At 72.2% G+C, this 15,891-nt stretch carries 14 protein-coding genes; 9 read left to right on the top strand and 5 right to left on the bottom strand.

Going from position 1 to position 15,891, the window contains the following annotated elements:
- The coding region (locus ACLQ22_RS20415) for a HAMP domain-containing protein (protein ID WP_425693688.1) at window positions 1-2,824 on the top strand (2,824 nt) is incomplete at its 5' end.
- Complete coding sequence (locus ACLQ22_RS20410; protein WP_121397136.1) at window positions 2,821-3,375, top strand: response regulator; 555 nt, start codon at window positions 2,821-2,823, stop codon at window positions 3,373-3,375. The genes ACLQ22_RS20415 and ACLQ22_RS20410, both read left to right, overlap by 4 nt.
- 376 nt (window positions 3,376-3,751) lie before the next feature.
- On the opposite strand, the gene ACLQ22_RS20405 is transcribed toward ACLQ22_RS20410, so the two are convergent.
- Window positions 3,752-4,087 carry an STAS domain-containing protein gene (locus tag ACLQ22_RS20405; protein ID WP_121397135.1) on the bottom strand — a complete coding sequence of 112 codons (336 nt, stop codon included), beginning with the start codon at window positions 4,085-4,087 and terminating at the stop codon, window positions 3,752-3,754.
- A 571-nt stretch (window positions 4,088-4,658) separates the two neighbouring features.
- Between ACLQ22_RS20405 and hemL the strand changes: the two genes are divergently transcribed.
- The 6 genes from hemL to ccsB all read left to right on the top strand — a co-directional run bounded on the left by hemL (window position 4,659) and on the right by ccsB (window position 10,856).
- Entirely contained in the window at window positions 4,659-5,996 is a 1,338-nt protein-coding gene (hemL, locus tag ACLQ22_RS20400) for a glutamate-1-semialdehyde 2,1-aminomutase (protein WP_425693687.1), read from the top strand.
- 124 nt (window positions 5,997-6,120) lie between these two features.
- Window positions 6,121-6,768 carry a histidine phosphatase family protein gene (locus ACLQ22_RS20395; protein ID WP_416608466.1) on the top strand — a complete coding sequence of 216 codons (648 nt, stop codon included), beginning with the start codon at window positions 6,121-6,123 and terminating at the stop codon, window positions 6,766-6,768.
- Complete coding sequence (locus tag ACLQ22_RS20390) at window positions 6,768-7,343, top strand: TlpA family protein disulfide reductase (protein WP_425693686.1); 576 nt, start codon at window positions 6,768-6,770, stop codon at window positions 7,341-7,343. Before ACLQ22_RS20395 ends, ACLQ22_RS20390 begins: the two co-directional genes overlap by 1 nt.
- Window positions 7,343-8,215 (top strand): cytochrome c biogenesis CcdA family protein, encoded by an 873-nt coding sequence (locus tag ACLQ22_RS20385; protein WP_425693685.1) that lies wholly within the window; start codon window positions 7,343-7,345, stop codon window positions 8,213-8,215. Before ACLQ22_RS20390 ends, ACLQ22_RS20385 begins: the two co-directional genes overlap by 1 nt.
- The gene (gene resB, locus ACLQ22_RS20380) at window positions 8,215-9,879 is read left to right on the top strand and encodes a cytochrome c biogenesis protein ResB (protein WP_425693684.1); all 1,665 of its coding nucleotides are present in this window, start codon (window positions 8,215-8,217) and stop codon (window positions 9,877-9,879) included. Before ACLQ22_RS20385 ends, resB begins: the two co-directional genes overlap by 1 nt.
- Entirely contained in the window at window positions 9,879-10,856 is a 978-nt protein-coding gene (ccsB, locus tag ACLQ22_RS20375) for a c-type cytochrome biogenesis protein CcsB (protein WP_425693683.1), read from the top strand. Before resB ends, ccsB begins: the two co-directional genes overlap by 1 nt.
- Before the next feature lie 145 nt (window positions 10,857-11,001).
- On the opposite strand, the gene ACLQ22_RS20370 is transcribed toward ccsB, so the two are convergent.
- From ACLQ22_RS20370 to ACLQ22_RS20360, 3 genes are all read right to left on the bottom strand, one after another.
- The gene (locus ACLQ22_RS20370; RefSeq protein WP_425693682.1) at window positions 11,002-12,330 is read right to left on the bottom strand and encodes a hypothetical protein; all 1,329 of its coding nucleotides are present in this window, start codon (window positions 12,328-12,330) and stop codon (window positions 11,002-11,004) included.
- Window positions 12,330-12,704: a hypothetical protein gene (locus ACLQ22_RS20365; RefSeq protein ID WP_425693681.1), complete on the bottom strand. Its 375-nt coding sequence runs from the start codon at window positions 12,702-12,704 to the stop codon at window positions 12,330-12,332. Before ACLQ22_RS20365 ends, ACLQ22_RS20370 begins: the two co-directional genes overlap by 1 nt.
- Before the next feature lie 417 nt (window positions 12,705-13,121).
- A complete protein-coding gene (locus ACLQ22_RS20360; RefSeq protein ID WP_121397126.1) occupies window positions 13,122-13,598 on the bottom strand; it encodes a MarR family winged helix-turn-helix transcriptional regulator in 477 nt (158 codons plus the stop codon).
- 114 nt (window positions 13,599-13,712) lie between these two features.
- On the opposite strand from ACLQ22_RS20360, the gene ACLQ22_RS20355 reads away from it, so the two are divergent.
- Complete coding sequence (locus ACLQ22_RS20355; RefSeq protein WP_425693680.1) at window positions 13,713-14,270, top strand: carboxymuconolactone decarboxylase family protein; 558 nt, start codon at window positions 13,713-13,715, stop codon at window positions 14,268-14,270.
- A 130-nt stretch (window positions 14,271-14,400) separates the two neighbouring features.
- Here ACLQ22_RS20355 and ACLQ22_RS20350 read toward each other — a convergent pair whose 3' ends face one another.
- Window positions 14,401-15,750 (bottom strand): hypothetical protein, encoded by a 1,350-nt coding sequence (locus tag ACLQ22_RS20350; RefSeq protein ID WP_425693679.1) that lies wholly within the window; start codon window positions 15,748-15,750, stop codon window positions 14,401-14,403.
- Window positions 15,751-15,891: the final 141 nt, after the last annotated feature.

Below are 15,891 nucleotides of genomic sequence, written 5' to 3'. Positions count from 1 at the left end.
GAAGTCGACGGTGAACACGATGGTGGACCAGCTGTCGTCGTTCGCCGACGAGGTGACGCGGGTCGCGCGCGAGGTGGGTACGGAGGGCAAGCTCGGCGGCCAGGCGCAGGTGCGCGGCGTCGCCGGCACCTGGCGGGACCTGACCGACAACGTGAACTCGATGGCGTCGAACCTGACCGCCCAGGTTCGCAACATCGCCCAGGTCTCCACCGCCGTGGCGAAGGGTGACCTGTCGCAGAAGATCACCGTGGACGCCCGGGGCGAGATCCTGGAGCTGAAGTCGACGGTGAACACGATGGTGGACCAGCTGTCGTCGTTCGCCGACGAGGTGACGCGGGTCGCGCGCGAGGTGGGCACGGAGGGCAAGCTGGGCGGTCAGGCCCAGGTCAAGGGCGTCTCGGGTACGTGGCGGGACCTGACCGACAACGTGAACTCGATGGCGTCGAACCTGACGTCGCAGGTGCGCAACATCGCCTCGGTCACCACGGCGGTCGCGAAGGGTGACCTGTCGCAGAAGATCACCGTCGACGCTCAGGGCGAGATCCTGGAGCTGAAGTCGACGGTCAACACGATGGTGGACCAGCTGTCGTCGTTCGCCGACGAGGTGACCCGCGTCGCCCGCGAGGTGGGCTCGGAGGGCAAGCTGGGCGGCCAGGCCCAGGTCAAGGGCGTCTCCGGCACGTGGCGGGACCTGACCGAGAACGTCAACCAGCTCGCCTCGACCCTCACCACCCAGCTGCGCGCCATCGCGCAGGTCTCCACCTCGGTGACCCGGGGCGACCTGACCCAGCGGATCGCGGTCAAGGCGCAGGGCGAGGTCGCCGAGCTGAAGGACAACATCAACCAGATGATCGTCACCCTCCGGGAGACGACCAAGAAGAACGCCGAGCAGGGCTGGCTCGACTCGAACCTGGCCCGGATCGGCGGCCTGCTCCAGGGGCAGCGCGACCTGGGCGAGGTCTGCCGCATGATCATGATGGAGGTGACCCCGCTGGTCGACGCGCAGCTCGGCGCGTTCTTCCTGGCGGACACGTCCGAGGGCGTGATGCGGCTGCGGTTGGCCGCCTCCTACGGCTACGTCGCCCGGGGGCACGAGGTCACCTTCGGCCCCGGCGAGGGGCTGGTCGGCCAGACCGCCCTGTCCCGCCGCACGATCCGGATGGGCGGGGCGCCGGACGGCAAGCTGATGCTCCGCTCCGGGCTCGCCGAGACCCCGCCGGCCGACCTGGTCGTACTGCCCGTGCTCTTCGAGGGCGAGCTGCTCGGGGTCATCGAGTTCGCCAGCGTGGCGGCCTTCTCCGAGCTGCACCTGTCGTTCCTGGAGCGGCTCGTGCTCACCACCGGCATCGCCGTCAACACCATCCAGGCCAACCGGCGTACGGAGGAACTGCTCGCCCAGTCCCAGCGGCTCGCCCACGAGTTGCAGGAGCAGTCGGCGGAACTCCAGCGCACCAACGCCGAACTGGAGGACAAGGCGCAGCTGCTCTCGGAGCAGAAGGGCAACATCGAGACGAAGAACCGGGAGATCGAGCTGGCCCGGCTCGGCCTGGAGGAGAAGGCCCAGCAGCTCACGAGGGCGTCGGCGTACAAGTCGGAGTTCCTGGCCAACATGAGCCACGAGCTGCGTACGCCGCTGAACTCGCTGCTGCTGCTGGCCCGGCTGCTGGCCGAGAACTCGGAGCAGAACCTCACGCCGAAGCAGATCGAGTTCGCCCGGACGATCCACGGCGCCGGCTCCGACCTGCTGTCGCTGATCGACGACATCCTGGACCTGTCCAAGATCGAGGCGGGGCGGATGGACGTCGAGCCCACAGCCGTCCGGTTCGACGAGATCCGCGGGTACGTGGAGCAGGCGTTCGCGCCGCAGGCCGAGGAGAAGGGCCTGGACTTCCAGGTACGGATCAGCAAGGACCTGCCGGAGGCGCTGGTCACCGACGCCCAGCGACTCCAGCAGATCCTGCGCAACCTGCTCTCCAACGCGGTCAAGTTCACCGACAACGGGGCGGTGACGCTGCGGATCGCGCCGGCGCCCGACAGCGCCGTCTTCGACGTGCCGGCCCTGACCAACGCGCGGCAGGTCATCGCGTTCACCGTGGTCGACACCGGCATCGGCATCTCCGACGACAAGCTGTCGCTGATCTTCGAGGCGTTCCAGCAGGCCGACGGCACCACCAGCCGTCGCTACGGCGGTACGGGGCTGGGGCTGTCGATCAGCCGGGACCTGGCCAGGCTGCTGGGCGGCAGCATCGTGGTGGCGTCGGCGCCCGGCCAGGGCTCGACGTTCACCCTCTTCGTGCCGGACGTGCTCGCCCCGGACGCGGTGGTCGCGCCGCTGCCGCCGTCACCGGCGCGGGCCGGACTGCCGTCCTCGCTGCTCATGCCGCCGCCGGAGCTGCCCGAGCCGGCCTCCACGCCGGCCACCCGGCGGCTGGAGGGCACCACCGTGCTGATCGTCGACGACGACGTCCGGAACGTCTTCGCGCTGACCAGCGCGTTGGAACTGCACGGCCTGACCGTGTTGTACTCGGACAACGGGGCGGACGGCGTCCGCCTGCTGGCCGAGCATCCGGAGGTGGACATCGTCCTGATGGATGCGATGATGCCCGATCAGGACGGGTACGAGACGACCCGACAGATCAGGCGCAACCACCGGTTCGCCGACCTGCCGATCGTCTTCCTGACCGCCAAGGCCATGCCCGGCGACCGCGAGTCGGCGCTGGCGGCCGGGGGAAGTGACTACATCACCAAGCCCGTCGACCTGGACGAGTTGATCGAACTCATGTCGTCCTGGATCAGCGGCAGCCGAACCGAGGAGAGTTCGTGACCCAGATGGCAAAGGCGCTGCTGGTGGACGACCGCCGGGAGAACCTGATGGCACTGGAGGCGATTCTCCAGGGCCTGCCGGTCCAGTCCGTCGCCGTCGAGAGCGGCGAGGCGGCCCTGAAGCAGCTGCTGGTCGACGACTTCGCGGTGATCCTGCTGGACGCCCAGATGCCGGACATGGACGGCTTCGAGACCGCCAGCCACATCAAGCGGCGCGAGCGTACGCGGCACGTGCCGATCATCTTCCTCACCGCCGCCGACCGGGACGCCCAGCTCGCGCTGCGCGGTTACGCGGTCGGCGCGGTCGACTACCTGACCAAGCCGTTCGACCCGTGGGTGCTGCGCGCCAAGGTGTCGGTCTTCGTCGAGCTGTGGGTGAAGACCCGGCAGCTCGCGGCCCAGTCGGATCTGGTGCGGGACCGGGACGCGCAGCTGCGGGTGCTGACCGACGCGGTCGACGAGGCCACCGCGATGCTGCGCCTGGACGATCAGGATTCCCGCGACCGAGCGGTGCGGGTCCTGGAACAGGCCCGCTGGGGCAACACCCCCTGACCCACCCACCGGCCCGCCCAAACCGACAGGCCCTGACCCACACGCCCGACCCACGGCCCGGGCCCTCCGGCCCCTCACCCGGGACCGGACCCGGGCTCCCGCCCTCGCCCTCGCCCTCGCTCGTTGATCATGAGGTTGGCCGGGGGGAATGGTCGGATTGTCCGGACTAACGTCATGATCGACGCCGGTGGGCGGGGCGTGTGGACGCGCCGGGCGGGGGTGGCGGTGTGGGCAGCGAGATCTTGGTAGCTGGCGGCCCCTGGAGGGGCCGTTTCCCGCCAAGATCGCCTCAATCCGTGGTCTGGGTGGGGAGCCAGCCCGGCGGGGAGTCAGCCCGTGGCTGGGCGGGGGGGCGACGCGTGGGGTGGGCGGGGAGTCAGCCCGTGGTCTGGTCGTTGCGAATCATCAGGGCGCTGCGCAGGCCGGTGATGTCCAGGACGCGGAGCAGGAAGTCACCGACGTTGGTCAGGATCAACAGGCTCTGTGCGTGGCTGGCCTTGCGGCTGAGTACGACGAGGGTGCCCAGGCCCTGGGAGTCGCAGAAGGTGACCCCGCCGAGGTCGAGCACGATGCGCGGTGGCGGATCGGCGAGGACCTCGTTGACGACGGTCGACAGCTGGGCGGCCGTGAGCATGTCGATCTCACCGGCCAGGCGAAGCACAGCTTCGTCGCCCGTCCGGTGTAGCGTGATGGACAGTTCGGCACGATCCACCGGGTCAGCCTAGCGCGATCCGGACCACCCGGCCCGTCGAGCGGGTGGCGACCGAGCCGACCGAGCGCGACGACCACGCTCCCGAGCACGAAGCGCCCCCCGCACCAGGGCGAGAGCAGCCCGCCCCGCACGGCAGGCCCGAACCGGATCCGCCCGCACGGCCAGGGACGGTCACACGCCGCACGGCCAGGGACGGCCACACTCCGCATGTCCAGGGATGGCACACGCCGCACGGCTGGGGACGGGCACAGTCCGCACGGCCGGAGACGGGGTCAGTCCGCATGGCTGGCGACGGGCACACGCCGCACGGCCGGAGACGGGCACAGTCCGCACGGTCAGGAGCGGGCACGCCCCGCATCGAAGGGGAGCGGCCACACTTGGCACGGCAGGCAACGGGTGCGCCCCGCAAGGCCGGGACCGGACGTGCTCCGGGAGGTCGGGAACGGGTGCGCCCCGCACGGCGGGAGCGACGCCGCCGGGACGGCGGTGAGGGCCGGCCCGGGTGAGCCTGGTAACCCCCGTGCGGGGTGCCTGCCGATTCGCCGCCCGACGCTGACACAATGGCGGCATCGTGACCGATATGTTTCCCGCCGGATCCGGCCGCTACCCGGCCGACGCACCGGCCTCCGAGGCCCTGTTCGACCGCGCCAAGGCCATCGTGCCCGGCGGGGTGAACTCCCCCGTGCGCGCGTTCCGTGCCGTCGGCGGCACGCCGCGCTTCATGGTCCGGGGGGAGGGGCCCTGGCTCTACGACGCCGACGACCGGCGCTACGTGGACCTGGTCTCCTCCTGGGGCCCGCTGATCCTCGGGCACGCGCACCCGGAGGTCGTGGACGCGATCAGGTCGGCCGCGACCCGGGGCACCAGCTTCGGCACCCCCACTCCGGGCGAGGTCGAGCTGGCCGCCGAGATCGTGGATCGCACCCCGGTCGAGCAGGTCCGGCTGGTCAACTCCGGCACCGAGGCCACCATGTCGGCGATCCGGCTGGCGCGCGGCTTCACCGGCCGCCCTCGGATCGTGAAGTTCTCCGGCTGCTACCACGGGCACTCCGACGGCCTGCTGGCCGCCGCCGGCTCGGGGGTGGCGACCCTCGGCCTGCCCGATTCGCCGGGGGTGACCGGCGCGGCGGCGGGTGACACGATCGTGCTGCCGTACAACGACGTCGCCGCCGTGGAGCAGGCGTTCGCCGCCGAGGGCCAGCACATCGCCGCGATCATCACCGAGGCCGCCGCCGGCAACATGGGCGTGGTCGCCCCGCGCGACGGCTTCAACTCCCAGCTCGCCCGGATCGCGCACGCGCACGGCGCGCTGCTCATCGTCGACGAGGTGATGACCGGGTTCCGGGTCTCCCGCGCCGGTTGGCACGGCCTCGACCCCTCCGACGCCGACCTGTGGACGTACGGCAAGGTCATGGGGGGTGGCCTGCCGGCCGCGGCGTTCGGCGGGCGCGCGGAGATCATGGAGCGACTGGCCCCCGCCGGCCCGGTCTACCAGGCCGGCACCCTCTCCGGTAACCCGCTGGCCTGCGCCGCCGGCCTGGCCACCCTGCGGCTGGCCGACGACGCGCTCTACCGCAAGCTGGACGAGACGGCCGCCGTCGTGGGCAGGCTCGCGACCGACGCGCTCGCCGCCGCCGGGGTCCCGCACCGGCTGTCGTACGCGGGAAACATGTTCTCGGTCTTCTTCACCGACGCCGACGTGGTCGACTACGACAGCGCCCGCACCCAGCAGGTGCCGGCGTTCAAGGCGTTCTTCCACGCGATGCTCGCCGGCGGCGTCTACCTGCCGCCGAGCGCCTTCGAGGCGTGGTTCGTGTCTGCGGCGCTCGACGACGCCGCTCTGGAGCAGATCGCCGCCGCACTGCCGGTGGCGGCCAACGCGGCGGCAGCGGCGGGTCACGGGGGGTAGCGGTGAGCGCGAGGAGTGAGCCGGGTTTGCGAGCCCCGCAGCCGCGAACGAAGGGCGTAGCGGTGAGCGCGAGGAGTGAGCCGGGTCTGCGAGCCCCGCAGTCGCGAACGAAGGGGGCGCAGCGGTGAGCAAGACGGTGGTCCACGTGCTGCGGCACGGCGAGGTGCACAACCCGGACGGCATCCTCTACGGCCGGCTGCCGGGCTTCCGGCTCTCCGAGCTCGGCGTGCAGATGGCCAAGGCCGCCGCGCAGGGGCTGGCCGAGCGGGAGGTCGTGCACGTGGTGGCGAGCCCGCTGGAGCGCGCCCAGCAGACGGCCGAGCCGATCGCCGGGCAGTTCGGGCTGCCGGTCGGCGTGGACGAGCGGCTCATCGAGAGCGCCAACTGGTTCGAGGGCAAGAAGGTCTCGCCCGGCGACGGCTCGTTCCGCGACCCGCGCAACTGGTGGGTGCTGCGGGACCCGGTCACCCCGTCCTGGGGCGAGGCGTACCGCGCCATCGCGGAGCGGATGTTCGGCGCCCTGCACGCCGCCCGGGTGGCCGCCGAGGGGCGCGAGGCCGTGCTGGTCTCCCACCAGCTGCCGATCTGGACGCTGCGCCGCTACGTCGAGCGCAAGCGGCTCTGGCACGACCCGCGCAAGCGTCAGTGCGGGCTGGCCAGCCTCACCTCCTTCCACTTCGACGGCGCCAAGGTGGTCGGCATCGGCTACTCCGAGCCGGCCGCCCACCTGATCGCGATGTCGCCGACCGCCAGGACGGCCAAGGGGGCCTGATGAACGCCCGGAGGTGGACCGCGGGTCTGCTCGCCGCCGTCGTGACGGTGGCGCTGGCCGGCTGCTCGTCGCGCGACGGCGAGAAGGCGTGCGACAACTCCGGCGGCATCATCGAGTGCGCCCCCGACCAGCGTTCGGCCGCCCCGAAGCTCGCCGGTGAGCTGCTCACCGGCGGCAGCCACGACGTGGCGAAGGACCGCGGCCAGGTCGTGGTGGTCAACTTCTGGGGCTCGTGGTGCGCGCCGTGCCGGGCGGAGGCGGACGACCTGGAGAACACGTACCAGGCCACGAAGGGCTCCGGGGTGACCTTCCTGGGCATCAACATCCAGGACCAGCGGGACAAGGCGCGGGCCTTCGAGGAGAGCTTCAAGGTCAGCTACCCGAGTCTCTTCGACCCGCCGAGCCGGCTGGCGCTCGCCCTGGACATCCCGCCGAACACCATCCCGGCCACCGTGGTGCTGGACCGGGACGGCCGGATCGCCGTCGTGATCCGGGCGGCGGTGAAGCAGGAGGGCCTCCAGCCCATCGTCGAGCGGATCGCCGCCGAACAGCCGGCCCCCAACGGTTCGCGCTGATGGGCGAGACGTTCTCCGAACTCGCCCAGTCGGGCCCGCTGCTGCTCGCCATCGGCGCGGCGGCGCTCGCCGGGCTGGTCAGCTTCCTCTCCCCGTGCGTGCTCCCGCTGGTGCCGGGCTACCTGTCGTACGTCACCGGCCTCGCCGGCGCGGACCTCGAGACCCGGCGCCCGCCGGTGCGGAAGGGCCAGCCGGCGACGGACGGGCCCCTGCCCGGCGCCGACAGCGCCGCGAGCGGGGAGAACGGCGGCGGGGTGGCGGTGCGCGAGCGCACGAGGGCGCCGAAGGTCGCGGTCAAGGGCCGGGTGCTCGCCGGCACGCTGCTGTTCATCGCCGGCTTCACCGCCGTCTTCACCGCCACCGCGATCCTCTTCGCCGGCGTCGGCCGGGTCTTCTTCGAGTACGAGCGGACGCTGGAGATCGTCATCGGCGCGCTGATCGTCGTGCTCGGGCTGAGCTACGTCGGGCTGGTCCCCGGGTTGCAACGGGAGTTCCGTTTCCAGCGGCTGCCCGCCGCCGGGCTGCTGGGGGCGCCGGTCTTCGGGGCGGTCTTCGCGCTCAGCTGGGTGCCCTGCGTCGGCCCGACCCTCGGCGCGGTGATCGGCATGGCCGCCGTCGGCGGGCAGACCGACCGGGCCGCGGTGCTCGCCGTGGCGTACTGCCTCGGGTTGGGGATTCCGTTCGTCGTGTTCGGGCTGGGCTTCGAGCGGCTGCTGGGCGTGTTCCGGGCGGTCCGGCGCAACAGCCGCTGGGTCACCCGGGTGGGCGGGGCGCTGCTGATCCTGATCGGCCTCGCGCTGGTCACCGGCGGCTGGACGAACTTCGTGATCTGGTTGCAGACCACCGTCGGGGTGGGCGAGGTGAGCATCTGATGACCGCCGTCGACGAGCGGCCCGCACCGCCGGCCGAGGCGCCCCGGCGCCGGCCCAACCGCCTGCTGGCCCTGCTGCGCAACTCGTGGCGGCAGCTCACCAGCATGCGTACGGCCCTGGTGCTGCTCTTCCTGCTCGCGGTGGCCGCCATCCCCGGCTCGGTGCTGCCGCAGCGCGGGGTCAACCCGGAGGACGTGCGGGACTACTTCACCGCGCACCCCGACCTGGCTCCGGTGCTGGACCGGATCGGGGCCTTCGAGGCGTTCGGCTCGGTCTGGTTCTCCGCGATCTACCTGCTGCTCTTCACCTCGCTGATCGGCTGCATCACGCCTCGGCTGCGCGACCACGTGCGGGCGCTGCGGTCGAAGCCGCCGGCCGCGCCGAAGCGGCTGGACCGGCTGCCGCAGCACGCCGTCCTGCCCGCGCCCGAGGGGGGCGCGGCGGCGATCGCGGCGGCGCTGCGCCGGCGGCGCTGGCGGGTGGTGGTGCGCGGCGACGAGGTCTCCGCCGAGAAGGGCTACCTCAAGGAGACCGGCAACCTGCTCTTCCACAGCTCGTTGGTGCTCGTGCTGGTCGGCGTCGCGCTCGGCTCCTGGTACGGCTGGAGCGGCAACAAGCTGCTGGTGGCCGGCGCGGACAACGCGTTCTGCAACACCCGCCAGCAGTACGCCGAGAGCAAGCTCGGCCCCCGCGTCGACAGCGCCGACCTGCCGGGCTTCTGCATCCAACTCGACGACTTCCACGCCCGGTTCCTGGAGTCCGGCCAGCCGGAGTTCTTCGACGCCGAGGTGACCGTCGACGAGGCCGACGGCGAGCGGCGGCGGGCCAACTTCTCGGTCAACTCCCCGCTGCGCCTCGACGGGGCGAACGTCTACCTGCTCGGCCACGGCTACGCCCCGGTGATCCGCTACACCGACCGGTTCGGCAAGAGCCAGACCAGCAACTTCCCGTTCCTGACCACGGGCGACGTGGGGCTGACCAGCGAGGGGCTGGCGGCCTTCCCGGACATCAACGTCGACCCCGCGACGGGCGAGCGGGGCGAGAACCTCCAGATGGCCTTCTCCGGCCTCTACCTGCCGACCGCACCGGCCGCCGCGCCGTTCGCCCGCTCCGAGTACCCCACCGAGCGGAACCCCGCGCTGAACCTCGTCGCGTACCGGGGCAACCTCGGCATGGACGCCGGCATCCCCGGCTCGGTCTACGAGTTGGACCAGCGGCAGGTGCGCGCCGGCAAGGTCAAGGAGGTCGGCACGAAGCTGCTCCGCAAGGGCGAGACCTGGAAGCTGGACGACGGCACCACTGTCGAGTTCCTGGGCACCGTGCCGTACATCACGCTGTCGGTCCGGTACGACCCCGGCTCGACGCTGCTGCTGGTCAGCTCCGCCGTCCTGCTCGTCGGGCTGATGGGCTCGCTGTTCGGGCGGCGCCGCCGGGTCTTCTTCCGGGTGCTGCCGGTCGGTGCCGCCGCCCCCACGAGTGGATCTCCGACGAGCGGTAGTAGTTTGGTCGAGGCCGGTGGCCTGCCGCGCACCGACCATCCCGGGTTCGCCGACGAGTTCGCGCAGCTCGTGGCCGCCATCGGCGGCGACGGACGGTCGGACGAGGAGGCCGGTGTCGACCGCGACGGCGGCGACCGGGCCGGAGCGCGAGAAGGAGCCGAGTGATGTCCGCACTCTCCGACCAGTTGGTGTCGTTCGCGATCCTGGCGTACCTGATCGCGATGATCAGCCACGCCGTCGAGTACGCGCTCGGCAACGCCCGCGCCCGGGTGGCCGCGGCGCCCGCCCGTGAGCTGGTCGGCGCCGGCGTCGGCGCGGCCGGGGGCGGCACCCCGGACGCACCCGTCGCGAGCGGGGCGTCGGCGGCCGAGCGCACCGCCCGGCGCGCCCGGTTGGCGGGCCTGACCGCCGTCGCGGCCACCGCGCTCGGGGCGCTGCTGCACCTGGGGGCGCTGGTCACGCGCGGTCTCGCCGCCGACCGGATGCCCTGGGGCAACATGTACGAGTTCGTGCTCACGGGCACCTGGATCGGTGTCACCGGCTGGCTGGTGGTGCTCTGGAAGCGGCCGCAGCTGCGCCGCCTCGGGCTGTTCCTGTCGCTGGTGATGGTGCTGCTGGTGGCGACCGCCGAGCTGGTGCTCTACACCCCGATCGTGCCGCTGGTGCCGGCGCTCAACTCGTACTGGTTCGTCATCCACGTCTCGACGATCGTCTTCGCCTCCGGCATCTTCCTGCTGGGCGCGGTGCCGGCGGTGGCGTTCCTGATGCGCGCCGGCTACGAGCAGGGCAGGCGGAGCTTCCCGTACACGCTGGCGAAGCGGCTGCCGGCGGCGGCGGCGCTGGAGCGGCTGACCTTCGTGCTGCACGCCTTCGCGTTCCCGGTCTTCACCTTCGCGGTGATCGCCGGGGCGATCTGGGCCGAGGCGGCCTGGGGACGGCCGTGGGGCTGGGACCCGAAGGAGACCTGGTCGTTCATCTCCTGGGTGATCTACGCCGGCTACCTGCACGCCCGGGCCACCCCGAGCGTGAAGCGGAACGTGGCGACCTGGCTCGCCGTCGTCGGCTTCCTCACGATGCTGATGAACCTGTTCGGCGTGAACATCTTCTTCGAGGGACTGCACTCCTACGGCGGCCTGGACTGACCACCCGCGGGTGACCCGGACGCACGTGCGCCCGCCGCTGTCCCGCTAATCCGAGGACGGCCCACGACGGGCGGATGACGGCCGCGTCGACGCGTGCGGTGGGCGGCCTTGCCGGGCCACCCACCGCAGATCACCGAGTCGCCGGTCAGGCCGCGTCGTCCAACTGCCGCCGGACGAGCCGTTCGGTGGCGGTGGCCCCCGTCGGCTGCAACCCGGCGCCGGCGTTCTGCGCCTGTACGTCGATGGTCACCGCGATCCGGTCCGTACCGGCGATGATCATTTCGAAGACCTTGGCGAACCGTACCTCCATCTCCTTGCCGTGGTCATCGGTGATGACCAGTCGGCCGCCCTGCGGCGCCTCGTGCAACTGCCGCATCCGCAGGCCGGTGATGTCCTTGTAGCGGAAGTCGAAGGCGTCGGCGTTCGACACGATGCACTTGACGAAGTCCCACTCGCAGGAGAAGACCGAGATGCGGGTCTGTCCGAGGAGCAGGATGACGAACTTGTACCGCGAGAACCGCCGGATGCCGTCCTTTCCCACGGCCTGTTCGGTGGGCGAGGCGGGGCCGATGACGAGTTGCGGCTCGCAGATCAGGTCGTCCAGTTCCCGGTCGAGGTGCCGCAGGGCGTGGTCGAGAACTCCGAACTTGTCGAAGTGCAACCACATGTCCATCTGCTCGTCGCTCGGCTTCGGCTCGGCCGCCGCCAGGTCGCGCTCGTACTTCGACGTGAGCGCGTTGTACTGGCTGAACCCCTTGACCAGCAGGACGATGCCGCCCGTGCCCACGAGCACCGCGAGGCAGAGGTAACCCGACTCCGACAACGACGCGATCATGAGGATCAGTGCGACGGCCAACCCGATGCCGCCGGCGACCATCATGGCCTGCGGGCCACCGGTCGCGGGCGCCACGGGGGTGCGGACGAAGTACTTGCGTACGTTCGGTTTGCGTTCCTCGATGCCGGCCTGCGCCACGGCGACGGTGGCCTTCCACAGCCGGTTCTCGCGGTTGCCGAGGAAGGGGGCGATCTCGGCCGCGTGCACCGGGTCGATGTCGCCGGCTGCGGCCTCGAGGTCGGCGACGGACGGGCCCGGGTCGTGGCGGTCGGCGTAGTGGTCGTGCTTGACGGCGACCCAGAGCGCGCGGACGTGCGCCGCGGCGGGATCGACCTGGAGCGCCCGGCCCAGGTGCTCCTCCACCCGGGCCATCACCTGCTGAGCCTCGCGACCCATCCGGCTGGGGCGTCGGCCGCCGAGGAGCGCGAGAGCCAGGTAGTAGTGCGGGTCGGAGCCGGGGGCACCCTTGGCGATCGCCTCCGTGAAGTACTCGGCCGCCCTCTTGTACAGCCGTTCGGCGACGGCCCGCCGCCCGTAGCTCATCAGCTCCTCCGGACCGTCGGAGGGGTTGATGTGCACGGCGTCGGCGTTGATCTGGGCGCCGAAGACCCGCTGGTGCCGCTGGTCGAAGGTGGTCATCAGGATCCCCCGCCCAACGTGTTCCAGATGGTCGCCATCGCCCCGCCGATCGCCGCGAGCGGCGCCGCCGCCTGCAACGCCTCGATGGCCCTCCGCAGCCGCTGCGAGGCGTCCGCGCGGTCGTCGCGGGTCAGGCTCCGGGTGGCGCCGCGCAGGTCGCCGGCGATGGACCGGCCGGCCTGCGGGTCGAGGGCGCCCGCGGTGGCGGCCTGCTCCACCGCCCTCAGGACGGCCTCCAGGCGACGGACGAGCTCCGCCTGGCCGACGGTGTCGGGAAGGCGTTCGAATGTGCTGTTCCGCAGATCGATGTTTTCGGCGTTGAACTGATCCTGGTGCACATGCTGGTGGTCCTGATGAAAGGTGGCCATCGCCAACCGTCACCCCCATCTTTTTCGATGGAAACAGTTTCGGATGGTGGTGACGGAACCATTGGAATTGCCTGCGGGCAATGTCGGAAGATTTACGCCTCCGGGTGGGTCCGGCGCGGCCCGACTGAACGTCCGGCAATTCCGTATGGACGGTGCTGGCCGCGTTCGCACGCGGTGTGTTAGCAGGTGGCCGAAAGGCCTATGACGGACTCGGGCGTCCCGGGAGAGGCGCCTGTCGGCGGTGGTCCGGGCCCGTCCGCGGGGCCGCGCGGGGCGCGCCGTTCGGGCTTCGACCGTTCGGGCGACGGTGACCGGGGGTCTTGACGGCGGGCGGCCGTGCTGCTGTCGGCCCCGCCGGGCGCCCGTCCACCGCCGCCGGTCCCGGGTCCCGCTGCCACGGGAGCGCGGGCGACGGTGCGGTGGTCAGCCGCCGAACCAGCCGGGCACGTCGAGGCGGAACGGGTTGGCCGGGGTGACCGCGCGCAGGTCGTCCTCCAGGGCGGCGACCCGGTCGGGGCCGAGGGTAGCGGCCCACCGCTGCCGGAGCTGGTCGAAGACGGCCGCCGAGCGGCGCAGGCCGTCCAGGCCGTGCGGGGTCGCCCGGACCAGCTTGCGTCGCGCGTCGCGCGGGTCATCGGCGCGCTCCAGGTAGCCGAGGGCGACCAGCCGGTCGACCGTCTTGCCGGCGGCCTGCTTGGAGACGCCGAGCCGCTGGCCCAGCTCGGTGGCGGTGGTGCCCTCGGCGCCGACCGCCTGGAGGACGAAGCCGTGCAGCGGCCGCAGCTCCGGGTGTCCCTGCCGGGCCAGCTCCGCGTGCAGGTCGTCGATGAGCGTACGGAAGCCGGCCAGCAGCAGCAGGGGCAGCAGGAATCCGGGCCGGTCGGGTTCAGCCGTTGCCACGTTCGACAACCTCGTTTACCATTTCGACAACCACGTTGACGATTCTACGTCCACCTACGGCGCGTCGCCGGTCGGGCCGCGCCGGCCGTCTCCGACCCCGAGAGCAGGTTTCCCGTGCCCCCGTTCACCGCGCACACCGCCGACACCGCACCCGCCGCCGCGCGGCCGGTCATCGAGGGCGTACGCCGCCGGCTCGGGCACCTGCCCGCCGCGGTCGGCCTGATGGCCGAGTCCCCGGAACTGCTCACCGGGTTCCTCACCGTCAACGGCATCTTCGAGAAGTGCGCCCTCGACCCCGTCGAGCGGGAGGTCGTCGTCATGACGGTCGCCACCCGCAACGAGTGCCACCTCTGCGTCGCCATGCACACGGCCGCCCTCACCCGGCACGGCGCGACGCCCGGGCTGATCGGCGCGCTGCGCGCCGGCACGCCCCTGCCCGACGACCGGCTGGAGGCCCTGCGCCGCTTCACCCTCGCCGTGCTCGACCACCGGGGCGCGGTGCCCGAGGACGGGATCACCGCCTTCCTCTCGGCCGGCTACCAGCGCCGGCACGCCCTGGACGTGGTGCTCGGCGTCGGCACGTACACCATCTCCACCCTGGCCAACCGGCTCACCGGCGCCCCGCTCGACCCGCCCGTGGCCGCGTACGCCTGGGAGCCGACCGCCCGCTGACGAACCTGCCCCGGGACCGATCTCGGACCCGCACCCGGGCGGCCGAGGGCGCGAAGGCCGGCCACGGTACGCCCGTGGCCGGCCTTCCTCGTCGATCCCGCCTCGGTCCAGGGCGGGCGCCGGGGCCCGGTCAGCCGAGGGTGACCGGGGCGGCGTCGTTGGCCGGATCGTCGTCCGGACGCGGGTAGTCGTAGTACACGCGGATCTCGCCCGGAGCGCCCATGGGACCGTCGATCCGCAGCTCGAACGGCACCGTGAAGCTCTGCCCAGCGGGGAACACCGCCCCCAGCCAGCAGACCCACGCAGTCGGAGCGCCACCCTCGTCGTGGTTGGTCGGCACGCAGCCGGCCGGGTCGGCCAGCACGGTCACTCCGGCGGGTGGGGTGAAGAGGAACCCGCCGGCGTTGCCGCCGGAGACGGTGCCGTCCGGGACCCCCGGACCGTCGTTGCGTATCCCCACGTTCACCCGCACGGTGTCGCCGACGGCACCGGTGACGGTGGCGCCCACGGCGACGACGTCGAAGGCACCGTGGATGGCGCGCAGGTAGGTGGTGCCGCCGGCGCCGGTGGCGGTGATCGGATCCATCGGCTCGCCGACCGGCCGCAGCCGGAGCGCGTGGTCGGCCTCCCGACGGGTCAACCGCACGTTGCCGGGCAGCGGCCCCGCGGTGGCCAACGGCTCCACGAACTGGGTGATGCGCTTGTCGCCGAGGGCGGCCGGACCGACCGTGGTGGCGAGGCCGTTGCGCAGCTCGTGCCGGATCCCGGGCGCGAAGGTGCCCCGCACGGTGCAGACCACCACCGTGGCGAGCACGGCGTCGGTGCCGTACCGGCAGTTCCGGTAGCTGGCCGGTTGCAGGCCCACCGGAAAGCGGAGGGTCAGCCGGAGATCCCCGGCCGGCTGGTCACCGGCGTTGACCACGGCCACCGCCAGGGCGTGGACGTCGCCGACGTCCACGCCCTGGACGCGCTCGTCGACCAGGTCGAGCAGGTCGGGACCGGAGCGCACGCCGACGGTGGCCTGATGGGTGTACGGCTCCAGTCCGTCGGCCCCCACCGTGTAGTCCAGCGTGCCGGTCGCGCCGTCGACGGCGCCGGGGGCGGCGCGGAACACCACCGGCACCGTGCCGTTGACGGTGCCGTACTCGTCCGGGGTCGCCCCCGGCGGCATCGGGCAGGTGACCGAGGTGCCCTCGGTGACGCACCAGTCGGGGAAGCTGGCCGTGGCGACGCCGGCGAGACCGGTCAGGTCGACGGTGACCCGGGGGGCGGTCGCGCCGGTGCTGCTCAGCTCCAGCGGCGCCACCCGGCCGGGCGCACCGGCCGCGCCGACGGTGAGGTCGTTGAACCAGCCGCTGACCTGGCCGGGGTCGGTCTCCGCCGCAGCCGGACCCGCCACCATGCCGGTTGCCGTCGCGACCACGGCCAGCACGGTCAGGGCGCGCAGTGCCCTGCTGCGCGGGACACGCACAGTTGTCATCGATCTCCTTCGTGGGTGAGGCCGGTCCGGAAGGCCGCGGTGGGGCATCACGACCGGTCCGATCGGCGGACCCGATCCTAGTGATCACCGGCCGTCCGGTCCGGCCCGTCGGAGCGCCGGTGATCGATGGCCCGGCCCTTC

This window comes from Micromonospora sp. DT178, from assembly GCF_049841695.1.
Lineage (GTDB): Bacteria > Actinomycetota > Actinomycetes > Mycobacteriales > Micromonosporaceae > Micromonospora.
This window is presented reverse-complemented; position numbering and strand designations above follow the sequence as displayed.

Bases quoted from the DNA above. Each gene is read 5' to 3' on its own strand.
- ACLQ22_RS20390 (WP_425693686.1), top strand. From the start codon at position 6,768: ATGAACGCCCGGAGGTGGACCGCGGGTCTGCTCGCCGCCGTCGTGACG.
- ACLQ22_RS20385 (WP_425693685.1), top strand. From the start codon at position 7,343: ATGGGCGAGACGTTCTCCGAACTCGCCCAGTCGGGCCCGCTGCTGCTC.
- resB (WP_425693684.1), top strand. From the start codon at position 8,215: ATGACCGCCGTCGACGAGCGGCCCGCACCGCCGGCCGAGGCGCCCCGG.
- ccsB (WP_425693683.1), top strand. From the start codon at position 9,879: ATGTCCGCACTCTCCGACCAGTTGGTGTCGTTCGCGATCCTGGCGTAC.
- ACLQ22_RS20370 (WP_425693682.1), bottom strand. From the start codon at position 12,330: ATGACCACCTTCGACCAGCGGCACCAGCGGGTCTTCGGCGCCCAGATC.
- ACLQ22_RS20350 (WP_425693679.1), bottom strand. From the start codon at position 15,750: ATGACAACTGTGCGTGTCCCGCGCAGCAGGGCACTGCGCGCCCTGACC.